20 protein-coding genes are annotated in these 21,784 nt (G+C 72.4%); 10 read left to right on the forward strand and 10 right to left on the reverse strand.

All coding sequences use genetic code 11. The annotated features are described in order from the left end of the window. Positions 1 to 13: 13 nt before the first annotated feature. Positions 14 to 1,006 (forward strand): Bug family tripartite tricarboxylate transporter substrate binding protein, encoded by a 993-nt coding sequence (locus AC1ROY_RS28745; RefSeq protein ID WP_493152363.1) that lies wholly within the window; start codon positions 14 to 16, stop codon positions 1,004 to 1,006. A 171-nt stretch (positions 1,007 to 1,177) separates the two neighbouring features. Next, the gene (locus tag AC1ROY_RS28750) at positions 1,178 to 1,648 is read left to right on the forward strand and encodes a VOC family protein (protein ID WP_493152364.1); all 471 of its coding nucleotides are present in this window, start codon (positions 1,178 to 1,180) and stop codon (positions 1,646 to 1,648) included. Positions 1,649 to 1,820: 172 nt separating this feature from the next. Here the strand turns inward: AC1ROY_RS28750 and trxA are convergent, their stop codons facing one another. The 6 genes from trxA to tsaE are packed head-to-tail and all read right to left on the reverse strand — an operon-like array spanning position 1,821 to position 10,760. After that, entirely contained in the window at positions 1,821 to 2,150 is a 330-nt protein-coding gene (trxA, locus tag AC1ROY_RS28755; RefSeq protein ID WP_131548189.1) for a thioredoxin TrxA, read from the reverse strand. 52 nt (positions 2,151 to 2,202) lie between these two features. After that, complete coding sequence (gene addA / locus AC1ROY_RS28760) at positions 2,203 to 5,661, reverse strand: double-strand break repair helicase AddA (RefSeq protein ID WP_493152365.1); 3,459 nt, start codon at positions 5,659 to 5,661, stop codon at positions 2,203 to 2,205. Further along, the gene (gene addB, locus AC1ROY_RS28765; RefSeq protein WP_493152366.1) at positions 5,658 to 8,663 is read right to left on the reverse strand and encodes a double-strand break repair protein AddB; all 3,006 of its coding nucleotides are present in this window, start codon (positions 8,661 to 8,663) and stop codon (positions 5,658 to 5,660) included. The genes addA and addB overlap by 4 nt, the downstream gene beginning before the upstream one ends. Then, positions 8,660 to 9,385: a nucleotidyltransferase family protein gene (locus tag AC1ROY_RS28770; protein WP_493152367.1), complete on the reverse strand. Its 726-nt coding sequence runs from the start codon at positions 9,383 to 9,385 to the stop codon at positions 8,660 to 8,662. The genes addB and AC1ROY_RS28770 overlap by 4 nt, the downstream gene beginning before the upstream one ends. Beyond that, positions 9,382 to 10,326 (reverse strand): aminoglycoside phosphotransferase family protein, encoded by a 945-nt coding sequence (locus AC1ROY_RS28775; RefSeq protein ID WP_493152368.1) that lies wholly within the window; start codon positions 10,324 to 10,326, stop codon positions 9,382 to 9,384. The genes AC1ROY_RS28770 and AC1ROY_RS28775 overlap by 4 nt, the downstream gene beginning before the upstream one ends. Then, the gene (gene tsaE / locus AC1ROY_RS28780) at positions 10,323 to 10,760 is read right to left on the reverse strand and encodes a tRNA (adenosine(37)-N6)-threonylcarbamoyltransferase complex ATPase subunit type 1 TsaE (RefSeq protein WP_493152369.1); all 438 of its coding nucleotides are present in this window, start codon (positions 10,758 to 10,760) and stop codon (positions 10,323 to 10,325) included. The genes AC1ROY_RS28775 and tsaE overlap by 4 nt, the downstream gene beginning before the upstream one ends. Before the next feature lie 89 nt (positions 10,761 to 10,849). Between tsaE and AC1ROY_RS28785 the strand changes: the two genes are divergently transcribed. The 3 genes from AC1ROY_RS28785 (at position 10,850) to AC1ROY_RS28795 (ending at position 12,809) form a co-directional block, all read left to right on the forward strand. Then, complete coding sequence (locus AC1ROY_RS28785) at positions 10,850 to 11,863, forward strand: NAD(P)/FAD-dependent oxidoreductase (protein WP_493152370.1); 1,014 nt, start codon at positions 10,850 to 10,852, stop codon at positions 11,861 to 11,863. Continuing rightward, on the forward strand, positions 11,863 to 12,498 hold the full coding sequence (locus AC1ROY_RS28790; protein ID WP_493152371.1) for a DUF938 domain-containing protein: 636 nt from the start codon (positions 11,863 to 11,865) through the stop codon (positions 12,496 to 12,498). Before AC1ROY_RS28785 ends, AC1ROY_RS28790 begins: the two co-directional genes overlap by 1 nt. Before the next feature lie 101 nt (positions 12,499 to 12,599). Then, positions 12,600 to 12,809 carry a dodecin gene (locus AC1ROY_RS28795; RefSeq protein ID WP_493152372.1) on the forward strand — a complete coding sequence of 70 codons (210 nt, stop codon included), beginning with the start codon at positions 12,600 to 12,602 and terminating at the stop codon, positions 12,807 to 12,809. Here AC1ROY_RS28795 and AC1ROY_RS28800 read toward each other — a convergent pair. The 4 genes from AC1ROY_RS28800 to AC1ROY_RS28815 form a co-directional block, all read right to left on the reverse strand. Continuing rightward, positions 12,778 to 14,016 carry a hydantoinase/carbamoylase family amidase gene (locus AC1ROY_RS28800; RefSeq protein ID WP_493152373.1) on the reverse strand — a complete coding sequence of 413 codons (1,239 nt, stop codon included), beginning with the start codon at positions 14,014 to 14,016 and terminating at the stop codon, positions 12,778 to 12,780. The genes AC1ROY_RS28795 and AC1ROY_RS28800 overlap by 32 nt on opposite strands. Positions 14,017 to 14,081: 65 nt before the next feature. Then, entirely contained in the window at positions 14,082 to 15,410 is a 1,329-nt protein-coding gene (locus AC1ROY_RS28805; RefSeq protein WP_493152374.1) for a tetratricopeptide repeat protein, read from the reverse strand. Between the two features lie 11 nt (positions 15,411 to 15,421). Next, positions 15,422 to 15,649, reverse strand: coding sequence for a hypothetical protein (locus tag AC1ROY_RS28810; RefSeq protein ID WP_493152375.1), 228 nt, complete (start codon positions 15,647 to 15,649; stop codon positions 15,422 to 15,424). 73 nt (positions 15,650 to 15,722) lie between these two features. Further along, positions 15,723 to 16,655 (reverse strand): NAD(P)-binding domain-containing protein, encoded by a 933-nt coding sequence (locus AC1ROY_RS28815; RefSeq protein ID WP_493152376.1) that lies wholly within the window; start codon positions 16,653 to 16,655, stop codon positions 15,723 to 15,725. A 135-nt stretch (positions 16,656 to 16,790) separates the two neighbouring features. Here AC1ROY_RS28815 and AC1ROY_RS28820 point away from each other — a divergent pair, with 135 nt between their 5' ends. From AC1ROY_RS28820 to AC1ROY_RS28840, 5 genes are all read left to right on the forward strand, one after another. Beyond that, on the forward strand, positions 16,791 to 17,726 hold the full coding sequence (locus tag AC1ROY_RS28820; RefSeq protein ID WP_493152377.1) for a lysophospholipid acyltransferase family protein: 936 nt from the start codon (positions 16,791 to 16,793) through the stop codon (positions 17,724 to 17,726). A gap of 216 nt (positions 17,727 to 17,942) precedes the next feature. Then, entirely contained in the window at positions 17,943 to 19,340 is a 1,398-nt protein-coding gene (gene miaB / locus AC1ROY_RS28825) for a tRNA (N6-isopentenyl adenosine(37)-C2)-methylthiotransferase MiaB (RefSeq protein WP_493152378.1), read from the forward strand. Next, on the forward strand, positions 19,337 to 20,416 hold the full coding sequence (locus AC1ROY_RS28830) for a PhoH family protein (RefSeq protein ID WP_493152379.1): 1,080 nt from the start codon (positions 19,337 to 19,339) through the stop codon (positions 20,414 to 20,416). Before miaB ends, AC1ROY_RS28830 begins: the two co-directional genes overlap by 4 nt. 79 nt (positions 20,417 to 20,495) lie before the next feature. After that, on the forward strand, positions 20,496 to 20,906 hold the full coding sequence (ybeY, locus tag AC1ROY_RS28835; RefSeq protein WP_493152380.1) for an rRNA maturation RNase YbeY: 411 nt from the start codon (positions 20,496 to 20,498) through the stop codon (positions 20,904 to 20,906). Beyond that, a complete protein-coding gene (locus AC1ROY_RS28840; protein WP_493152381.1) occupies positions 20,906 to 21,784 on the forward strand; it encodes a hemolysin family protein in 879 nt (292 codons plus the stop codon). The genes ybeY and AC1ROY_RS28840 overlap by 1 nt, the downstream gene beginning before the upstream one ends.

Below are 21,784 nucleotides of genomic sequence, written 5' to 3' on the forward strand. Positions count from 1 at the left end.
GGTTCTCCCGGAGATGTCCCCGATGCCGCTGACGCGCCGTTCCGTCCTCGCCCTGCCCGCGCTGATCCCCGCCGCCGCCCTGGCGCAGACCCAAGCACCGACCCCCTGGGCGCCGACGCGCTCGATGCGTATCGTGGTCCCCTTCACCGCTGGCGGCGCCACCGACGTCACGGCCCGCGTGGTCGCCGAGCGGCTGACGCAGCTCCTCGGCCAGCCCTGCGTGGTGGAGAACCGGCCCGGCGCCGGCGGCAATGTGGGCGTGGAGGTCGTGGCCAAGGGCGATGCCGACGGTCACACGCTGCTGATGTGCACGATCGGCACGGCCAGCATCAACCAGTTCCTCTATCCGCGGCTTTCCTTCGACCCGGTGCGCGACCTCACCTCCGTGGCGCTGGCGAACCTCGTGGTCAACGCCCTGGTGGTGCCGCCCGACCTGCCGGCGCGGACCGTGCAGGAGTTGATCGCGCTGGCGAAGCGCGATCCGGGCGCGTTGAACTACGGCACGCCCGGCAACGGCACCTCGGGCCACATGTGCGGCGAGTACTTCAAGTTCCGCACCGGCACCGACATCGGCCACGTGCCCTATCGCGGCACGGGCGCGCTGATCCCGGACCTGCTGGCCGGCCGCATCCAGATGACCTTCGACAACCTCCCCGCCTATATCCCGCACATCCGCGAGGGCCGGCTGCGCGCGATCGCCATGACGAGCAGGGAGCGCTGGTTCTCCATGCCGGAGGTGCCGACGGTGGCGGAGAGCGGGGTCGAGGGCTTCGAGGCGGTGGCCTGGTTCGGCCTGCAGGTGCAGTCGCGCACGCCGCGGCCGGCGGTGGACCGGCTGACGGCCGCCGTGCAGGAGATCTGCCGCGAGCCCGGGACGATCGCGAAGTTCCGCGAGCTGGGCGCGATGCCCTCGCAGCTCGGCGGCGCCGATTTCGACCGTTTCATAACAGCTGAGAACGAGAAGTGGGGCGCTGTGGTCCGGGCCGCGAACATCCGTCTCGATTAAAGCGTGATGACCGAAGGCGAAGGCGCCGGAGGTCTGAATCACGCGCCAAACAAAAGGCTGGACCATGATGCCTGAGCGAATGCGAACGCATCATGGTCTGGTGACAGTTTTCGCCATTCGGTCAACCTGGGTTCCATCCGCCCGTTGAAGGGGCGGATGGAGGAACGGCCGATGGAACCGATCACGAAATTTTCCGCGCTCTCTCCCTACCTCGTCGTGAGGAAGTGCGAGGAGGCGCTGGAGTTCTACCGCCAGGCCCTCGGCGCGGAGGAGCGCTACCGGCTGACGGAGAAGGGCACGGGCCGGATCGGCCATGCCGAGATGACCCTCTACGGCTCGCTCTTCATGCTCTCGAGCGAGTATCCGGAGATGGGCATCATGGGCTCGGACGGAAAATCGCCGATCCGGCTGCACCTGATGGTGCCGGACGTGGACGCGGCGCTGGAGCGGGCCAAGGCGGCCGGCGCCACGGTGGTCCGGCCCGCGACGGACGAGTTCTACGGCCACCGTGCGGCCTGCTTCGAGGACCCTTTCGGCTTCAACTGGCTGCTGAGCCAGGAGAAGGAGAACGTCTCGCCGCAGGAGATGCAGCGGCGCTACGACGCGATGATGGACGAGATGGCCGCGAAGAAGGCGGGGTAGCGGGCGCTCAACGAAGCCGAAGGGATCAGCGGACCTTCACCCGAATCCGGCCGCGAATGCGGCCGGCGCGCCGCGACCAACCTGCCAACTTGCGGGCCCTCACATGGCGCGAAGCCAAGGCGGCGGAGCCGCCGCCCGGCGCTTGAGGGCGCAATAAAGACTCGAAGATCGCTTACGCGATCTTCGAAGCGATCCAGTCCTTCATCTGGCTGCGGGGCATGGCACCGACCTTGGTGTCCACCGGCTTGCCGTCCTGGAACAGGATCATCGTGGGGATGCCGCGCACCGAATAGTTGTTCGGCGTCATCGGGTTGTCGTCGATATTGACCTTCGCGATGGTCAGCTTGCCCTGATACTCCTGGGCGATCTCGTCCAGGATAGGCGCGACCATCCGGCAGGGGCCGCACCACTCGGCCCAGAAATCCACCAGCACGGCGCCCTTCGCCTCCAGCACATCCTGCTTGAAGCTGTCGTCGCTCACGGCCTTGGTCAGTTCGCTCATGGGGGGTCCCTCGATTCCGATGCGGGAAAGGTCGTGTCGCCTCTGCTCCGGGTCAAGCCGGCGCGTATCGATCCAGTAACATGGCAGGCAACGGCATGGCGCGGGCGCCGTAGGTCCAGACGAGGGCGCACTCTACCGGCCGGCCCGGGAAGGCGGCGCGGAGCACGGCGCGATAGGCCGCCATCTGGCGCAGATAGGCCGGCGGCGCGGCCTCGGCGAGCTCGGGCGGCGGGCGGTTGGTCTTGAAGTCCAGCACCAGGATTTTTTCCGGCGTGACCAGCAGCCGGTCCACCTGGCCGAGGATGAGCCGCTCGCCGATCCGTCCCGCCAGCGGCGCCTCGGCGAGGCTGCCGGGACCAAAGGCGGGGGCCAGCTCCGGGTCGGCCATGACGTCCAGCGCCTCGGCCAGGATTTCTTCCTGCTGCGCCGGGTCCAGCCCCTGGCCGGGACGAGCGAGGAAGGCATGGCCGGCCGCTTCGCGATCCGCTTCCGGGAGATCGGGCAGGGATTGCAGCAGCGCGTGGATGAGGTTGCCGCGCCGGAAGCGCTTTCCGAGCGGATCGCCGGGCGCGTGCGGCGCCGCGGCCGGCAGCTCGACCTCCGTGTCCTCCATGTGCGAGGGCGTGGCGATGCCGGGCGCCTCCACCGGCCGGGCCGGGATGCGCGCCCAGCCGGGCAGGATCGCGGAGGCGCCGGCCGCGCGGCGGGTCTCGTCCCGGCGCGGGTCCGTCTGCCGGGATTCGAGGCGTAGCAGCAGGCCGGGTCCGAAGCCGGCCGTATCAGCGCCCCACTCCTCCGGCGCGAAGATCTGTTCCTGGAGATCGTCGAGATTGCCGAAGCCGGCCTCGATCTTTCGGTACCAGCACTCGTCCGGCGGCTTCTTCCCGCGATGCCAGCCGCAGACCAGCAGCCGGTCCTCGGCGCGGGTCAGGGCGACGTAGAGGAGACGGTTGCTCTCCTCGTTCTCGCGCGCGGCACGGGCGAGGTCGGCGGCCTCGTAGGCCGGTGCGGCGAAGCCCTCCTTGCGCGGCGCCCAGAGGGGGAGTTCGTCGTCGGTCCAGCGCAGCCCGGCCGAGCGCGGCGGCGAGCCGGTGGTGTCGGGCAGGATGACGATGGGCGATTGCAGCCCCTTGGCGCCATGCACCGTCATGACGCGTACGAGGTCGGCGCTGGTGTCCGGCTCGCGCTTGATCTCGGCGGCGGCGCGGCGGAGCCAGTGCAGAAAGCCCTGGAGCGAGGCGGGATGTGCGCGCTCATGCGCCAGCGCCGCGGTCAGCAGCTCGTCCAGCGGGTCCGCGGCGTCAGGGCCCAGGCGGGCCAGAAGCCGGGCGCGGCCGCCGCGCTCGCCCAGCAGCTCCGCGATGAGGGCGTGGGGCGGCAGGTGGTCGGCGCGGGACTGCAGAGCGGCGAGCAGGTCGGCGGCGCGGCCGGTTCGGGTGTCCGCGCCGCGCTCGGCCATCAGCCGGGCGTGCAGCGAGGCGGGGCGGCCATGGGCGAGGGCGAAAAGATCCGTGTCGTCCAGCCCGAAGAGCGGTGACTTCAGCGCGGCGGCGAGCTGGAGGTCGTCCTGCGGCAGCAGGATCGCGTCCAGTGTGGCCAGCACGTCCTGCACGGCGAGCTGCTCGATCAGCACCATCCGGTCCACGCCGCCGACGGGCACGTCGTGCTCCTTCAGCGCGCGGACGAGCTGGGCGAGGAAGGCGTCGCGCCGGCGCACCAGCACCAGGATGTCGCCGGCCCGGATGCGGCGGCCCTCCGAGGGATCTCCCTCGTGGCGTGCGGACAGGCGCTCGTGGTCGATCATGTGGCGGATGCGGCGCGCCAACGCCTCGGCGAGGCGGGCGTCGGGGCCGGCCTCGGCGGTGGGGGTCTCGGGCACGTCCCAGGGCGGCGGCTCCTGGGCGGCGTCGGGGGTCTGGAGGGGCCAGAGCTCGACCAGGCCGGCGGCGCCGGCGCGGTCAGGCAGGTGCTTCAGGACCTCTCCGGGGACGACCACACCCGGGCAGGCGGGGCCCGCCATGAAGACCGCGTCTACCAGCTTCAGCACGGGCGGCGCCGAGCGGAACGACACCTCCAGCGAGACCTTCCTGAAGGTTTCCCCGGCCGCTTCCACCGCAATGGAAAACTCGCCCTCGGCGCGCGGCAGACCGGCGGCGTCGGCGCCCTGGAAACCGTAGATGGACTGCTTGACGTCGCCCACCGCGAAGACCGTGCGCGGCGGCGCGTTCTCCCGCGTGCCCTTCCCGGAGAAGAACTCCGAGGTCAGCGCGCGGGCGATGCCCCATTGCTCGGGATTGCTGTCCTGCGCCTCGTCCAGCAGCACATGGTCCAGCCCGCCGTCGAGCTTGAACAGCACCCAGGCCGCGCCGGGATCCTGCAGCAGCTTTCCCGCGGCGGCGATGAGGTCGTCGTAGTCCAGCCGCCCGATGCGCTCCTTGGCGACGCGGAACTGGCTCAGCACCGGCAGACCGAGAGCGAGGGCAGCTTCTGTCGCCTCGAAGAGGTTCAGCGCCTTCAGCGTCTCCAGGTGGGCAAAGATGCGCTCGCATTCCGGGCAGAGGATGGCGAGTGCCTGCGCCTGCATGGCCGCGCCCAGGCCGCCCTTGGTCGCGAGAAATTTTTCCGCGCGCACGGAGCCGGTCTGGGTGAGGAAGATGATCTGCCACTCGGCCAGCGCCGCGATGCGCTCGGCCGGCGTGCCCAGCGCCAGGAATCTTCGGATGGCGGCGCCGCGCTCCTGATCGTTCTTATTGGTGCTGGCGACGAGCATGGCCGCGGCGCGCGACAGCTCGCGCTCCTCGGGCGAATGGGCGATGGCGTGGTGCAGGTGGGCCGCCGCGAGGCCCGGCTCCAGCCCGAGTGCGCGGGCGATGCGCGGCGCCAGCAGCGCGGGCCCGCCGGCGCGCTGGATGGCGGCGTTCAGCCGCGGCTCAGCGTGGCGCAGCTCGGCCATCAGGCCGCCCAGCGCCTTGCCCGAGGCGAGCGTTGCCAGCAGCGGCAGCGCGTCGTGGCTCGGCAGGATAGATTCGCGCGCCGAAGCCAGCTCGGCGGTGGCGTCCATCTCCTCCAGCACGGAAAATCCCGGTGGCAGGCCGGCCTCCAGCGGAAAGGCCTGGAGCAGCGATTGCGCGAAGCCGTGCAGCGTCGCGATGCGCATGCCGCCCGGCAGCTCCAGCACGGCGGCGAAGGCGGCGCGGGCCCGGGCCGTCTCCGCGCGGGTGGCCTCGCGGTCGAGCAGCTTGCGCAGGTCGGCCGCCAGCGCGTCCGGCACCGCCACGGCCCAGTCGCCGAGCCGATGGTTGAGGCGCGTCGCCATCTCGGCCGCCGCAGCCTTGGTGAAGGTGAGGCAGAGCAGCCGTTCGGGCTTGGCGCCGCCCAGGATCAGGCGCAGCAGCCGGTCCGTCAGCAGCTTGGTCTTGCCGGAGCCGGCCGAGGCCGTGACGAAGGCCGAGACCTCGGGGTCCGACGCCTCGTTCTGCCGCCTTTGGGCGATGTCGCGCGCCTGGCTCATTCCTCGCCCTCGGCCGACCATTCGGCGGTGCGCGCGAGGTGACGGTAGTCCGGCGAGGCGCGGCGGCCTGGATGCGGGCTGGCGAGGAAGGGCCGGTCGCCGAGCAGGAAGCCCTCGGCGATGCGGGTCAGCGCCTGTTCGGCATTCGTCACGGCCTCAGCGATGTCGATGTCCGGCGCCGCGACGTGGCCCGGCTCCAACGCGCCGGTCAGCCGCCAGTATTCCAGGGCCGAGACGGCGCCGGCGGGCAGGTCGCGGAAGGCGCCGCGCGCGGCCATCAGCGCCTCCAGCGGGAGCTGCGGCGCGCTGCCGGACTCGACCTCCTTCTTCGAGGGCACGGTGCCGGACTTGTAGTCGAGGATGCGGTAGCTGCCGTCGGCCAGCCGCTCCACCCGATCGGCGCGCGCCTCCAGGGCGATGGTGCGGCCCCCCCGGCGGAGCTCCAGGCGGCCTGGCAACTCGGGCCAGATCGCGTGGACCTCGCCTTGCCGCTGTGCCTCCATTCCGCGGACGAATTCTCCCACGCGGGCGAGGCGGACGCGCCACAGGGCCTCGACGGCGGGGCGGAGCACGGCGCGTCCCAGCGCCGTCTCGGAGGCCGCGTCCCAGAGCGCCGTCGCTGCGTCCTGTCCGGGCCAGGGCCGCGGCAGGGATCGCAGGAAACGGTGGATCGCGTCGTGGATCAGGTTGCCGTAGTCGGCCGCGCCCGGCTCCTGCTCCAGCGGGTCGAGTGGGAAGAGGCGCAGGATACGACGCGCGTAGAAGGCATAGGGATCGGCCAGCAGCGTCGCGACGTCGCTGAGCGTGAGGCGGTCCGGCCGGGCCTCGGCGGGTGGGCGCGGCGCGGGGCGGGGCCAGGGCCTCACCTCGTCCGGCTGGTCCAGCAGCGGGGCCCAGTCGGCGCAGGGGTTCTTTTCGAGTGCCAGCCCCCGCTCCTGGCCGGCCAGGAAGGTGTCGAGCCGCGTCAGCCAGCGCGCGGGCACGCTGGGCGCGCCACCACGCCGGGCCGCACGCGACAGCACCGCCTCGCGCGCGGAGGAGGCCGCGAGGAAAAAATCCGCCGCGACGCGGCCGATGCGCAGCTCGGGCGATGGCAGGCCGAATTCGCGCCGCATGGGACGGCTCATCCAGGGGCCGGGATCGGCGGCCTGGGGCCAGATGGTCTCGTCCAGCGCGCCCAGGATCACGCAGTCGAAGTCGAGCAGCCGCGCTTCCAGCAGGCCCAGGATCTCCACCTGCGGATGCGCCGCATCCGGCCGCCCGCGCGAGATACGCGGCGCGCGCGTGATGCCCTGGGCCAGCGCCGCCTCGAAGAGCGCGGGCCATTCCGTCGGCCGCAGCGGCGGCAGCTCGGCCATGGCGGGGGCGAGTTCGGCGAGGTGGCGGGCCAGCGCCTCGCCCTCGGCCTGGGCATAGAGACGCAGGCCGCCGGGCAGGTCCGGCGTTCCGGCCAGTGCCTCCGCGGCCTCCAGATGCTCGGCGAGCAGGTCGGCCGGCGGGCGGAGGATGCCGCTCGGCAGCTCATGGAAGGGGCCGAGGGCGGCCTGCAGGGCATCGAGCAGTGCCCTGATACGCGGCCCCGCCTCGCCATCGCGGAGGCCGGCCACCGCTGCGCGCAAGCCCGCGAGGCCGGGCGCCGGAGCCGGCCCGCGCAGCATCGCGCGCTCGAGGAACTGGACCGCCGAAAGCCATTCGCCACGCGCCCAGCCGGCCGCACAGAGCGGGTGCTTCAGCACGGCGAGCAGCGGCACCGGGCCGCATTCGCCGGCCGCCAGATGCGCGATGAGCCGGAGGAAGGTGCCCGGCGGCGTCTCGGACAGCGGCTGGCCGGCGGAATCGTCGGCCAGAATGCCGTGGCGCGGCAGCTCGGCGGCGACGCGGCGCGCGAGGTCGCGATCCGGCGTGATCAGCGCGGCGCGCGCGCCGGGTACCTCCAGCGCACCACGCAGGGCGAGCGCGATGGCGCTGGCTTCGTGCTGGCTGTCGCTCGCCTCGATGCGCGAGAGGCCGGAGAGGGCCCCCTTCCAGCGTCCGGGATCGCGCGCCTGCCAGGGCTCCAGATGCCCCGCGGGCAGCAGCGCCGTGCCGAGCAGCGCCGGCCGCTCGCCGGAAGCCGCGCCGTGCCAGGGCAAGGTGTCGGCCATGGACGCGCCCATGCGCGCCAGCATGCGGCGCTGGCCGGCGAAGGGGTGGGTCGGCGCCTCGGCCAGCTCCTCGAAGGGGATGGCTGACGTCGCCATATCCTCGCCGGGCAGGACCACGGCGCCCTCCGGCAGGCGGATGGCAATGGTCCTCAGCAGGTCGGCCGCGGCCGGCACCGTGCCGCCCATGCCGATGCCGGCGGCGATCACCGCGGCCTCCGGCGGTGCGCCCTCCCAGGCCTGGCGCTGCGCCCGCAGCGCCAGCACGCGTCGCACGCCGATGTCGAGCAGGCCCTGCTCCGCGAGCCAGTTCTGCCATTCCTCGACGACGCCGCGCAGGAAGATCGTGGTGATCTGCCAGTGCACCGCGAGCGCCTCCGGCGCCAGCGCCTCCAGCCGCTCCAGCCAGCGGAAGCCCAGCAGCTCCGGGTCTTCCGGGATGGGCTCGGCCTCCTCCAGCGCGATCTCGTCCAGCAGGCGCCCGAGCTCCAGGCCCAGTGCCCAGGCGTGCTCGGCGGTGGGCGGCCCGCCGCGCGAGGGCGGGCGCCGCGTGGAAAAGCCGGCCAGCACCGCCTGGCGCCGCAGCGGATCCACCGCCGGCGGCAGGCGCAGCAGCGCGGGCAGGGCCAGCTCGTCCGCATCCTCCACCGAGAGGCCGGCCAGCGCGCGCATGCGCGGCAGCAGCAGCGCCGGCACCTCGGCTTCGCGCAGGAAAGCCGTCTGCAACGCGCGCGCGGCGCGGCGGGTGGGCAGCAGGATGGTCGCCGCCGCCAGCCGCTCGCCCGTGCCGAGCCGCGCCAGCGCCCCCCTTGCCAGCGTCGGCAGGAAGGGCAGTCCCGGCGCGATGGAAAAGAGCTTCACAGCCAGTGGCTGAACAGCCCGTCGCGCAGCCGGCGCTCCGTGCGGGCGAGATCGGCCGGGGTGGAGAGATGGAACCAGGCGCCGTCATGCACGAGGCCGAAGAGCCGGCCCGCCTCGATGGCGCGGTCGAAGCACCGGTTGAGGCTGAATCGCCCTTCCGGCTCGGGCGCGACCAGCGCCGGCGCCATCACCTGCACCCCACCATAGATGAAGGGCGCGACCTCCGCGCCCCTGGGCCGCCGCAGCCGGCTCGCGCCGTCGAGGAAGAAGTCGCCGCGGCCGACCTCGCCTTCGACCTGGGAGGTGCGGATCAGCAGCAGCAGCGCGTCCATCCGCGCGGGGTCGAAGTGCTGCGCCAGCAGGTGGAGCGCCGGCGTCGGTCCGTCGAGCCAATAGGCATCGCCGTTCACCACCGCGAAGGGCTGTTCGCCGAGCCGGGGCAGGGCGCGGCGGACGCCGCCGCCGGTCTCCAGCAACTCCGGCTCCAGCTGCAGGCGCAGGCGGGGCGGTGTGCCCTCGCGCGCGGTCAGCGCCTCGGCCACGCGCGGCGCGCACCAATGCGCGTTCACCACCGCCTCCTCCACGCCCGCCATGGCGAGGCGGTCCAGCGCATGGTCGAGCAGCGAACGGCCGAGCAAGGGCAGCAGGGGTTTTGCGGTATTCGCCGTCAGCGGCCGCATCCGCTGCCCGAGCCCGGCGGCGAGAACCATCGCGCGCTTCATGCGGGGTTCTTCCGTTGCTCGCGCGGCACATGCGCGTCGAGGAAGCGCGCCAGCGGCGCCGCGGCCTCGTGCGCCAGCGCGCGGTCCAGCAGCGCCCAGCAGCGCGGGCCATGCGCGAGGTAGTGCGGCTTGCCGTCGCGCCGGTCGAGCCGCACCCAGAGCGCCGCCACCCGCAGGTGCCGCTGCGCGCCGTGCACGGCCATGGCGGCCCGCAGATCCGCGGCGTCGAGCCCCGGGCGATGCGCCAGGTATTCGCCGATCACCGCCTCGCGCAGATCCGGCGGCACGTCGCGCCGCGCATCCTCGACCAGCGAGACGAGATCGTAGATGGAATTGCCCACCGCCGCGTCCTGGAAGTCGATCAGCGCCATGCCTGACGGCGTGGGGATGAGGTTCGCGGGGAAGAAGTCGCGATGCACGATGCCGAAGGCGGCGAAGGGCGCCAGCATCTCCCGGATCGCGGCGTCGAGGGCCGTACGCACCTCGTCAGAGGTCGGCGCGCCGAAGGCCGCGGGCCACCACCACTCCAGGAAGGTCGCGGCGGCGGTGCGTGACTGGGCCTCGGCATCCCAGGTCGGGAGCCCCTCGGGCGGCGGCGCGGCGTGCAGCCGGGCCATGCTGCGTGCGGCATCCAGGTAGAGCGGTGTGGGGTCGGCCCCGGCATCCAGCGCCTCGGCCATGCTGGCGGCGCCGAGATCCTCGACCAGCGCGAGATTCTCCGCCGTCTCCACGGCGATCACCGCCGGCGCCGGCACGCCGATCGCTTCCAGGTGCCGCGCCACGCGCAGGAAGGCGGCCAGGTACTCCGCATCCGGCGTCTGCATGAGCAGCGCGCCGCGCGGGCCGCCGGTCAGGCGCGTGTAGCGCTTGCTCGCATCGGCCGGCATGGGCTCCTGATGGGCCGCGCCGAAGCCGTTGGTCTCGAGGAAGCGCGCACTCATGCGAGCCGCCCCTCCCAGCCCTCGATTCGCGCCCGGCGCGAATCCTCGTCGGTGCCGGGGGCCAGGGTCACGCGCAGCGCGTCCTCCGGCGCGAGCGGCCCGAGCCGGTCCGGCCATTCCACCAGCACGATCCCCTCCCGCGCCTCGTCCCAGCCGAGCTCCGCCAGCCCGCCCGGGCCCGAGAGCCGATACAGGTCGAAGTGATGCGCCGCGCCTCCCCCCGGGAGGTCGTAGCTCTGGACCAGGGTGAAGGTCGGGCTCGGCACCTCCAGCCTGGGATCGCCCGTGGCGCTGCGCAGGAAGGCCCTCGCCAGCGCCGACTTACCTGCGCCAAGCGGTCCTTCCAGCAGCAGCGCGTCGCCCGGCCGCGCCAGCCCGGCGAGGCGCGCGGCGAGGGCCTGGGTGGCGGCGAGGTCGGCGAGAATCATCTCCATCTCCGCCCATCTTGCCGTCCGTGCCCGCAACCAGCAAACCATTGGGCAAAGGCTGGACTGAAACGTCAAAGGAAGGCATGCCAGAGGCCATGAGCGACACCATCGACACCGACGTGGCCATCATCGGCGCCGGGCCCTGCGGACTCTTCGCCGTCTTCGAATGCGGCATGCTGAAGATGCGCAGCGTCGTGATCGACACGCTGGAGGAGATCGGCGGCCAATGCGCCGCGCTCTATCCCGAGAAGCCCATCTACGACATCCCGGCCCATCCCGCGATCGCCGGCGCCGAGCTGATCAACCGCCTTGCCGATCAGGCCGCGCCCTTCTCGCCCGAATACCTGCTGAACCAGCGCGTCGAGCGGCTGACGCCCACGGCGGACGGCTTCCTCCTTCAGACGAGCGCGAACCGTGCGGTGACGGCCAAGGCGGTGATCATCGCCGCCGGTGCCGGCGCCTTCGGCCCCAACCGTCCGCCGCTGGAGGGCCTGCCCGGCTACGAGGCCTCCGGCGGCGTCCGCTACATGGTGACGAAGCGGGAAGAGTTCCGCGGCAAGCGCGTGGTCATCGCCGGCGGCGGCGACAGCGCGGTGGACTGGGCGCTGAGCCTCAAGGACGTCGCCGAGAAGGTCATCGTCGTGCACCGCCGCCCGAAGTTCCGCGCGGCGCCGGAATCCGCGGCCCAGCTCGAGGCCGCCGCCGCCCGCGGCGAGATCGAGATGGCCATCCCCTACCAGCTCCACGGGCTGGAGGGCGACGGCTCGAAGCTGGACGCGGTGGTGCTCGCCACGCTCAAGGGCGAGGAGAAGCGCGTCGAGGCCGACCACCTGCTGGCTTTCTTCGGCCTTTCCATGGAGCTCGGCCCGATCGCCGATTGGGGCCTGGGGCTGGACCACAGCCACATCCAGGTGGACCCCTCCACCTGCGAGACCAACATCCCCGGCGTGCACGCGATCGGCGACATGGCGACCTACAAGGGCAAGCTGAAGCTCATCCTGCAGGGCTTCTCCGAGGCGGCGATGGCCGCGCATGCCATCCACCCCCGCGTCTTCCCGGGCGAGGCGCTGCATTTCGAGTATTCGACGAGCAAGGGCGTACCGGCCTGATGGAGCCCGGCGAGCGGAAGGCGCAGTTCGGCGAGGCGGCCGCGGATGCGCGGAGATACGCACCCGCGGCCGCACGGAACCGCGATCCGCTGCTGGGCGTCCTGCGCGGGGTTCTGCCGCCCGAAGGGCTCGTCCTGGAAATCGCCTCCGGCTCCGGCGAGCACGCGATCCACTTCGCCGCCGCGCTGCCCGGCCTGACCTGGCAGCCGAGCGACCCGGACGAGGGCGCGCGGGCCAGCATCGACGCCTGGGTGCGGGAATCGGGCCTGCCGAACATCCGCCCCGCGCTGCCGCTGGACGCCAGCGCCTGGCCCTGGACCATCGAGGCCGCCGACGCGGTCCTCTGCGTGAACATGATTCACATCGCGCCCTGGTCGGCGGCGCTCGGCCTGCTGCGGGGCGCGGGCGGGCTGCTTCCGCCTGGCGCGCCGCTGATCCTCTACGGCCCCTTTCTCCGCGCCAGCGTCCAGACGGCGCAGGGCAACCTCGACTTCGACGCCGACCTCCGCCGCCGCAACCCCGAATGGGGCATCCGCGCGCTGGAGGAGGTGGCCGCCGCGGCCGAGGGCTTCTCGCTGGAGCGCGTGGTGGAGATGCCGGCGAACAATCTCACGGTGATCTTCCGGCGGACCTGACCCCGATCGGATTCGATTCCCAAGCGCGATTTGAAAGGCGCAGTCTCCCCGCTGCGGCGTGCACGCCACGCCGCCAAGGCTCAAGCCATGAGGAGACGGCCATGAAGGAAGACGCCATCTATCGTCGGACCGACATCGTCGGCAGCTCGACGAAATCCGTCAGCGACGCGGTTGAGAAGGCGATCGCCCGGGCCTCCAAGACGCTCCGAAACCTCGAATGGTTCGAGGTCACCGAGATCCGCGGTCGGGTCTCGGATGGGAAGGTCGCGCAGTACCAGGTCAGTATGAAGATCGGCTTCCGCCTGGAGTAGCGAGGATCGCCGCCGCGGCGTCGGCCATCACCTGGCCGCCGAGGACGAGGTCCTCCTCCTTGGTGTCCTCGCTCCAGTGGTGGCTGACGCCGCCGATGCTCGGCACGAAGACCATCCCGGCCGGCATGGCCATGGCGAGGAATTGCGCGTCGTGGCCCGCGCCGCTCGGCATGCGGCGCCAGCGGCCCGGGGCGCGGCGTTCGGCCGCCGCGGCGATGGCCTGCTGGAAGCCCTCGTCCATGGGCGTGGGGACCGACTGACTCAGGCGCTGCGCGGTCAGGCGGCAGGGGCCGGCAGCATCGGCGGCCGCCACCAGTTCCTCCAGCTTCGCACCCATCGCGGCGAGCACGGCCGGGTCGGAATCGCGGAAGTGGAACAGCACCTCGGCGCCGCCGGGGACCATGCCGGGCGCGCCGGGATCGAGCGTGATGCGGCCCGTCGTCCAGACCGAGCGCGGGCCGGCGACCGCCGGGAAGCTGTCCTCGACGGCGGCGAGGAGGCGCACCACGGCCACGCCCGCATCCTTGCGGACGGCCATGCGCGTGGTGCCGGCGTGGTTCTGGATGCCCTCGGCGGTGATGCGGTAGCCCCAGTTGCCGAAGATGGCGGTGACGACGCCGATCCGGTCGCCCGTGTCGTCGAGCTCGGCGCCCTGCTCGATATGCGCCTCCAGGTAGCCGAGATACTCGCCCGGCTTCACGCGCAGCCGCTCCTTGCTCCCAAGCCCGGCCGCCGCCAGCGCCTCGCGCAGCGGCAAGCCGTGGAACTTGTTGCTTGCGGCGTCGATCTCCGCCTCGGGAAGGTCGCCCACGAAGGAGCGGCTGCCGTGGAAGCGGCCGTAATGCCCTTCCTCGTCGGCGAAGGCTGCGACGTCGATGCCGGCGCCGAGCGTGCGCGCGACCTCCAGCCCGATCATCACGCCCAGCGCGCCGTCGAGCCAGCCGGATTCGTTCTGCGTCTCGGTGTGGCTGCCGAGCAGCAGGCGTTTCCCGCCCTCCGCCGCCGGGCCGCGGCCGATGACATTGCCGATGCCGTCGATCTCCGGCTCCAGCCCGGCCTGGCGCATCCGCTCCATCAGCCAGCGGCGCGAGTCCATGTCCACCTCGGTGTAGGGCGGGCGGTGCACGCCCGTCTTGAAGGGGCCGAACTCGCGGAGGCGGTGCAGGTCGCCGAGCAGGCGGGCGCCGTCGATCGGGGCTGGGGTCACGCGATGATCCTCATCTCTCGCCGGCGAGGATCATGCTGCGGCCGCGAACAGACAACACCCCTCGATCACGCCGGCGCCAGGACCCGCTCCGCCCGCTCGGCGAACATTCGCGCGAAGGGGCTTTCCGGCTTGGCCGCCACCCGCTCGGCGGCGAGCGCCTGCGCCAGCGCGAGATGCCCGCCGCGCAGCGCCGCCTCGATCAGCGTGAGGTCGATCAGGTCGCGCTGGGCATGGCTGCCGCCGAAGACCGCCGCCCCGCTGCGCACCGGCCGGATCGCGCGGATCGCCGCGTCGTAGCGCCCCTCGTGGAAGGCGGCGAAGCCGCGCATCAGCGGCAGCGACACCTGCCGCGCGGCGCGGGCCTGGTCCCCCGCGCCCTCGGCCGCCTCGGCCACGGCCTCGATCGCCGCCCGGGCCTTGGCGTCGCTGCCGGCGCCGAGGAAGGCCATGAGCGCGTGCAGGTCGTTGAAGGCATAGAAGCCCGGCTCCCAGATCTGCGCGAAGCGATGCGCGAGCCGCTGCCAGCGCGCGCCCGGCGTCATGCCGCGCAGCTGCAGCCGCCAGAGCAGCGCCGCCATGTCCACGAGCTCCAGCATCACCGGCGGCTCGCCGCCCGCGAGGGCTCCGTCCACCAGCTCCAGCACCATGGCCGTGTCGCCCAGCTCCAGGTGGTAGAGTGCCAGGTGCCACCAGTTGTGCACGGCGAGGAAGCTGCCCTCCGACCAGCTTGCGATGTCGCCGCACAGCCAGCCGATGCCCTCCTCCGGCCGGCCCTGCATCTCCAGCACATGGGCCACCGCATGGCGCGCCCAGCCGTCGCGGCGCTCGGCCTCGACGGCGAGGCGGCCGGCGCGTTCGGCGCCGGCATAATCGCCCGTCTCCTCCAGCCCGAAGGCGAGCATGCCCTGCACCGCGTGCCAGCCCGGCACGGAGGGGTGCCAGGCCGGCACGGCGCGCTGGATGCGGTCGCGCAGCATGCGGGAATGACCGGTGAAGAAGTCGAGCTGATGCCCGCCCATCAGGGCGAGCAGGTCGCGCGGATGGTCGATGGCGACATCCTCCATGACGCGCGCGGCCACCCGCCAGCGCCCTTCGGCGAGGTGGTCGAGCGCCGCGAGATGCCCCTCCTCGCGCGCATTGCGCGGCAGGGCGCGCGCGGCTTCCAGCGCGGCGCGGGCGACCGGCAGGGCCTGCGGCTCGGTGGAGAGCAGCAGCATCCAGGCCTTCAGCAGATGCGGCATGACGAAGCCCGGGGATGCCTCGATGAGGGCCTCGGCGCCGCCCAGCGGGTCGCCGGCATAGAGCGTGGTCTCGCGCAGCAGCGCGTCCCAGCCGGCGGCGGTCAGGGGGCTGGCGCCGGAGAGCGCCTGGCCGTGGATATCGGTGACGGTCATGGCCGTTCTCCTCAGGGATGCAGGTGCAGGATGATGTCGGCACGCGGGAGGAGCGGCGGCTCCTTCGGGCCCAGGCCGATGTCGCGCCGCATGTGGTCGTCGAGATGCTCGAGCGCGTCGTGTGCCGCCTCCTGGGTGGGGCAGCGATGCGCGCGGCCGCAGGCGCCGAGCCAGAGCTCGCGGAGCTGTGCGAAGAGATTCGGCGCCGGGGGCGCGCCGATGAACTGGTCGGTGGTCATGGTCGTCCTCGATTGGGAGGCCCGTCCATGCCGCACTGCGCGGGTTGCGGCTGTTCCCCGAGGAACAGCTCGATTAGGGGCCCAGCACCTTCGCCAGGAAGGCCGCGTCGAGGTCCTTCATCACGGGATGCGGCGAGAAGCTCTCGCCCGTCGCGCCTTCGAGGAGTTGAAGCGCGGCGGCGATCAGCGGCACGGGATGCCCCGCCGCGCGGCCCAGCGCCTCCAGGAAGGCCAGGCCGGCGCCGAGCTCGGGCAGCGGCGGCATGGCCTCGGGCAGCCCGCCCTGTTCCGTCACCATCTCCGCCATGCCGGGCAGGGGGCCGCGGCCGCAGGCGGCGGCCAGCGCGTCGCGCTCGGCGGCCAGCCCGAGCAGCAGCCGCGCCACGCCGTGCGGGATGGAGGCCGGCGCCAGCATCCGGGCGGCGCCGATCAGCGCGGTGGGCTCGGCGAGACCGGCCGCCAGCACGTCGGTCAGCGGCTCCACCGGCAGGCCGAAGAGGTCGACCAGCGTGTCGGCCAGCAGCCGCCGCGCCGCCGCCGGCAGCCCGCCGGCCCAGATCCGCGGCCGGATCGCCGTGATATCGATGGCGCCGTCGCCGTCCCGCCGCGCGGCGACCGGCGGCACCGGCAGCGCGCCCACCGGCAGGGACAGCCCGCGCGACTGGGCGAGCCCGTGCAGCAGCAGCGGCGCCAGCGCGCCGGGCGGGGCGAGGAGGACCGCCGGCTCGCCCACCATTGTCGCGGCCATGCGGTGCAGCAGCTGGGGCAGGACATGGCCGGGCAGGGCGACCACAACCACCTCCGCCCGGTCCACCGCGCGGCCGAGATCGGCGGCGATGCGCAGCGGCCAGCTGCCCGTGAGCACCCCGCGCGTCTTGATCCCGTTGCCGAGATGCCGGGTGCCGCCGCCCCGGGGCGACCAGAGCGTGACCTCGTGCTCCCGGCTGGCGGCCAGCCCCGCCATGGCACTGCCGGCCGCGCCCGCCCCCAGAACGGTGACTCTCAAATGGCGACCTTCATGCCGTGAAAACCCCCCGACCCGTGCCAGACTGCCGATTGGCACCTCTCCAGTCCATCTCTGTCACACAGGATTCGCCATGTCGTCATTGCCCTGTTGCGGAAGCGGAGATAGCGAGGTCGGATGAGCACAGATGTCGCCGCCACTCCCGTGATCGCGCCCCCTGTTATCGCAACCGGCAAGCCGGCCAAGCGCCGGCTCCAGCGCGCCAAGCCGATCCGCGTCAAGCCGCGGCTGCCGGGGCATCTCTGGAACGACGTGCTGGGCGATCGTCCGCTGGGCGGCCGCTTCCGCGCCGCGCGCCGCATCCTCTGCGTGATCGTCTTCACGCTGCTCTGCATCCCCGTCCAGGGCGTGCTGGTGCAGTTCTCCGGCCCGGCCAAGAACCACTTCGCGCGCTATTACTTCCGCACGCTGTGCTGGCTGATCGGGCTGAAGCTGCGCGTCATCGGCACGCCTTCTTCCGAGCCGCGGACGCTCTACGTCTCCAACCACACCTCCTGGCTCGACATCCTGGTGCTGGGCGCCACGGTGGATGCGCGCTTCGTCTCCAAGTCCGAGGTGGCGGAATGGCCGCTGATCGGCTGGGTGGCGAAGCTCGGGCGCTCGGTCTTCGTGAGCCGCAGCCGGGGCCGGACGGGCACCGAGGCGCAGGAGCTGCGCACGCGGCTGGAGGAGGGCGAGAGCCTGATCCTCTTCCCCGAGGGCACCACCAGCGACGGCGCCCGCGTGCTGCCCTTCCGCTCCTCCTTCTTCTCCGTGGCGAATGCGGCCGCGCGCATCCAGCCGGTGACGGTGGTCTACGACCGGCTGGGCGGCCTGCCGGTCGGCCGGCGGGATCGCCCCCTCTTCGCCTGGTACGGCGACATGGAGACGGGCAGCCACGCCTGGCGCCTGTTGCGCCGGACGGGCACGCGGGTCAGCATCGTGCTGAACGAGGGATTTCGGCCGGAGGCCGTGCCGGACCGGAAGGCGATGGCGGCTCGCGTGGGCCGCGCGGTGACGGAGACGGCGGCCGCGCTGCGGCAGAACCGCGACGTCGCGCCCAGGGCGGCTTGAGACCTGGGCCGCCTGAGACCTGGGCCGCCCGGGATGCGGGTCGCCAGAGATTCACACGGTTAGCCCTTGACCGACACGGCTCCGCTCTGGGACCGTTCTTCTCAATGAGACGCCAACCCGTCACGCAGGAACGGGGCCGCTCTTCTTGACCACGCGGCCCAGTGTCCGCATCTCCCCGCCCTGGACCGTCCTCCGGACGGACAGCGAGGGAATTTCATGACCGATCCGACCCCCCAGGCCGCCGTTGGGCCGAAGAAGCGCCTCTTCCTGCGCAGCTGGGGTTGCCAGATGAATGTCTACGACAGCGGCCGCATGGCGGACGTGCTGGCGCCGCTCGGCTATGCGCCGGTGGATGCGCCCGAGGGCGCGGACATGATCATCCTCAACACCTGCCATATCCGCGAGAAGGCGACGGAGAAGCTCTTCTCGGAGCTCGGCCGGCTGCGCCTGATGAAGCTGGAGAAGGAGGCCGGTGGCGGCGAGATGGTGCTTGCCGTGGCCGGCTGCGTCGCCCAGGCCGAGGGCGCCGAGATCGTGGCCCGCGCACCCTATGTGGACATCGTGCTCGGCCCGCAGAGCTACCACAGGCTGCCGGAGATGGTGGCGCGGGCCGGCCGCGCGGCGGGCGCCGTCATCGAGACCGAGTTCCCGGTGGAGGAGAAATTCGACCACCTGCCGGATGCCGCCGCGCCGCAGGGCGTCACCGCCTTCCTCACGATCCAGGAGGGCTGCGACAAGTTCTGTTCGTTCTGCGTCGTCCCCTACACGCGCGGCGCCGAGTACAGCCGCCCCGCCGCCGCCGTGCTGGCCGAGGCGCGGCGCATGGCGGCGCAGGGCACGCGGGAGCTTTCGCTGCTCGGGCAGAACGTGAACGCCTATCACGGCGAGGGGCCGGACGGCTCGGAATGGGGCCTCGCGCAGCTTCTCTATGCCCTCGCGGAAATCCCCGGCATCGAGCGGCTGCGCTACACCACCTCGCATCCGCGCGACATGGACGAGGCGCTGATCGCCGCCCATCGCGACCTCCCCGCTGTCATGCCCTTCCTGCACCTGCCCGTGCAGTCCGGCTCCGACCGGGTGCTGGAGGCGATGAACCGCGGCCACACGGCGGACGACTACCTCCGCCTCGTCGACCGGCTGCGCGAGGCCCGCCCGGACCTCGCCCTCTCCACCGACATCATCGCTGGCCATCCCGGCGAGAAGGAGGAGGACCACGAGGCCACCCTGGCGCTGATCCGCCGCGTCGGTTTCGCCTCGGCCTTTTCCTTCAAGTATTCCGCCCGTCCTGGCACGCCCGCGGCCGGCGCCCCATATCGCGTGGACGAGGCCACCAAGGACCGCCGGCTGCAGGAGGTCCAGGCGCTGCTGCGGGACCAGCAGGCCGCGTTCAATGCTTCGATGACGGGACAGTCCGTCGCGGTGCTCTTCACCGGTCCGGGCCGCCATCCCGGGCAGCTCGCGGGCCGCACGCCCTGGCTGCAACCCGTTCATGCCCTGGGGGATTCGTCCCTCATCGGCCGTGTCGCACCGGTGCGCATCCTCACCGGGCATCCGAACTCCCTGCACGGGGAGCTGCTCCACCACGATCCGCACCAGGAGAAGAACGCCGCTTGAGCAACACCGTCGCCCTCCGCACCCGCCCCGGGACCTCCGCCCCGCCCCCGTCCGAGCAGCGCAGCGTCACGCTGCAATTCGAGGACAACGCCCTCCTGCCCCTGCTCTACGGCGAGCATGACCGGCACCTGGCGCGGATCGAGCAGCGATGCGGCGTACGATTGGCGAGCCGCGGCAACCGTCTCACCATCAGCGGCACGGGCGAGCGGACGGACATGGCGGAGCAGGTGCTGCGCGGGCTGTGGCGCGGGCTGGAGCGGGGACAGTCGCTTTCCGCCTCCGAGGTCGAGGCGGCCATCCGCATGGCCGAGGGCGAGATGGAGCAGGATCCCCGCCTGCCGCTGCAGGACATCCCGCAGATCCGCACGCGGCGCGGCGCCATCGCGCCCCGGACCCCGGCGCAGTCGGCCTACATGGACACGCTGGCGCGCCACGAGATGGTCTTCGGGGTCGGCCCGGCCGGCACGGGCAAGACCTACCTTGCCGTGGCGCAGGGCGTGGCGCTGCTCCAGGCCGGCCGCGTGGACCGCATCGTGCTGTCGCGCCCGGCCGTCGAGGCGGGCGAGCGGCTGGGCTTCCTGCCCGGCGACATGAAGGAGAAGGTCGATCCCTATCTCCGCCCGCTCTACGACGCGCTGCACGACATGCTGCCGGCCGAGCAGGTGGCGCGGCGGCTGGCCGCCGGCGAAATCGAGATCGCGCCGCTGGCCTTCATGCGCGGCCGCACGCTGGCCCATTGCTTCGCCATCCTGGACGAGGCCCAGAACACCACCCCCGCCCAGATGAAGATGTTCCTGACGCGCATGGGCGAGGGGACACGGATGGCCGTCACGGGGGATCCGAGCCAGGTGGACCTGCCCCCCGGCCAGAAGTCGGGGCTGGTAGAAGCGATTTCCATCTTGCGTGATGTCCCTGGAATTGGTTTCACGCATTTCGACGAGCGCGATGTGGTAAGGCATCCGCTCGTGGGCCGGATCGTGACGGCCTATGGACGTGCGGAGAGCGGTCGCCCCTCCAGGCCCCAGCCGGGGACAGGGCGCGCCGCTGGGAAGGAGTTGGATGTCGCCGGGAAGTAGTCTGCCTGGCAGTGGTTTTGCCGCTGCCGGGCTTTCGGATGTCGAGATCGTCTTCGCGGCGCCCGGCTGGAGGGGCGCCGTGCCCCGTGCCGAGGCCCTGGCGCGCCGCGCCGTCGAGGCCGCCCTGGCCGACCAGCGCGCCTCCGGCCATCTCACCCTCCTCCTCACCGACGACGCCGAGATCCGCCGGCTCAACGGCGGCTTCCGCGGCAAGGAGAAGGCGACCAACGTCCTCTCCTTCCCCGCGCCCTATGGCAGCCTGACGCTGGGCGACCTGGCGCTGTCGCTGGGCGTGGTGCGGCGTGAGGCGGCGTCCGAGGGGCGCAGCATCGCCGCGCACTACGCGCATCTCATCGTGCATGGCGTGCTGCACCTGCTGGGCCACGACCACCTCGCCGCCGGCGAGGCCGTGGCGATGGAGCGGGCCGAGGCGCGCATCCTGCACCGGCTCGGCCTGCCCAATCCCTGGCGGGTGAGGGGAGCGGCCTGATGCCCTCCGACCATCCCCACCGGCACGACGTGATCCGCCGCATCCGCGGCCTCTTCGGCAAGCGCGAGGAGAGCCTGCGCGACCGCGTCGAGGAGCTCATCGACGCGCCAGACGAGCTCGAGACCGACGCCCGCACCCTCGGCCCGCACGAGCGCGCGCTGCTCGGCAACGTGCTGAAGCTGCGCGGAGCCACGGCCTATGACGTGATGGTGCCGCGCGCCGACATCATCGCCCTGCCCTCCGAGCTCACGCTCGAGCAGGCGCTGGCCCATGTGCAGCGTGAGGGGCACAGCCGCTATCCGGTCTACCAGGGCCAGCTCGACGACGTGCTGGGCATGGTCCACATCAAGGACATCTTCGCGGCGGTGGGGCGGCAGGCGCCGTTCAACCTGCGCTCGATCCTGCGCAAGCCGCTGCTGGTGGTGCCGAGCGTCCCCGTGCTCGACCTGCTGCTGCGCATGCGCGAGGCGCGCATCCACATGGCGCTGGTGGTGGACGAGTACGGCGGCATCGACGGGCTCGTGACCATCGAGGACCTCGTCGAGACCATCGTGGGCGACATCGCCGACGAGCATGACGAGATCATGGGGCCGCAGATCATCGAGCGCGCCGAGGGCGTGCTGGAAGTGGACGCGCGCACCGAGATCGAGGCCTTCGAGGAGAAGATGGGCCCGATCCTCACGGACGAGGAGCGCGGCGCGGATATCGACACGGTGGGCGGGCTGGTGCTGACGCTGGCCGGGCGTGTGCCGGCGCGGGGCGAGATCTTCACCCATAGCTCGGGGCTGGAGTTCCGGGTGCTGGACGCGGATGCGCGGCGAATCCGGCGGCTGCGCGTGCGGCGGCCGACCGCGGAGGGTGCGAAGGCGGCGGAGTAG

Source organism: Roseococcus sp. GW821-FHT12F05 (assembly GCF_058806835.1).

Bases quoted from the DNA above. Each gene is read 5' to 3' on its own strand.
- AC1ROY_RS28745 (WP_493152363.1), top strand. From the start codon at position 14: ATGTCCCCGATGCCGCTGACGCGCCGTTCCGTCCTCGCCCTGCCCGCG.
- AC1ROY_RS28750 (WP_493152364.1), top strand. From the start codon at position 1,178: ATGGAACCGATCACGAAATTTTCCGCGCTCTCTCCCTACCTCGTCGTG.
- trxA (WP_131548189.1), bottom strand. From the start codon at position 2,150: ATGAGCGAACTGACCAAGGCCGTGAGCGACGACAGCTTCAAGCAGGAT.
- addA (WP_493152365.1), bottom strand. From the start codon at position 5,661: ATGAGCCAGGCGCGCGACATCGCCCAAAGGCGGCAGAACGAGGCGTCG.
- AC1ROY_RS28770 (WP_493152367.1), bottom strand. From the start codon at position 9,385: ATGAAGCGCGCGATGGTTCTCGCCGCCGGGCTCGGGCAGCGGATGCGG.
- AC1ROY_RS28775 (WP_493152368.1), bottom strand. From the start codon at position 10,326: ATGAGTGCGCGCTTCCTCGAGACCAACGGCTTCGGCGCGGCCCATCAG.
- tsaE (WP_493152369.1), bottom strand. From the start codon at position 10,760: ATGGAGATGATTCTCGCCGACCTCGCCGCCACCCAGGCCCTCGCCGCG.
- AC1ROY_RS28785 (WP_493152370.1), top strand. From the start codon at position 10,850: ATGAGCGACACCATCGACACCGACGTGGCCATCATCGGCGCCGGGCCC.
- AC1ROY_RS28790 (WP_493152371.1), top strand. From the start codon at position 11,863: ATGGAGCCCGGCGAGCGGAAGGCGCAGTTCGGCGAGGCGGCCGCGGAT.
- AC1ROY_RS28795 (WP_493152372.1), top strand. From the start codon at position 12,600: ATGAAGGAAGACGCCATCTATCGTCGGACCGACATCGTCGGCAGCTCG.
- AC1ROY_RS28805 (WP_493152374.1), bottom strand. From the start codon at position 15,410: ATGACCGTCACCGATATCCACGGCCAGGCGCTCTCCGGCGCCAGCCCC.
- AC1ROY_RS28810 (WP_493152375.1), bottom strand. From the start codon at position 15,649: ATGACCACCGACCAGTTCATCGGCGCGCCCCCGGCGCCGAATCTCTTC.
- AC1ROY_RS28820 (WP_493152377.1), top strand. From the start codon at position 16,791: ATGAGCACAGATGTCGCCGCCACTCCCGTGATCGCGCCCCCTGTTATC.
- miaB (WP_493152378.1), top strand. From the start codon at position 17,943: ATGACCGATCCGACCCCCCAGGCCGCCGTTGGGCCGAAGAAGCGCCTC.
- AC1ROY_RS28840 (WP_493152381.1), top strand. From the start codon at position 20,906: ATGCCCTCCGACCATCCCCACCGGCACGACGTGATCCGCCGCATCCGC.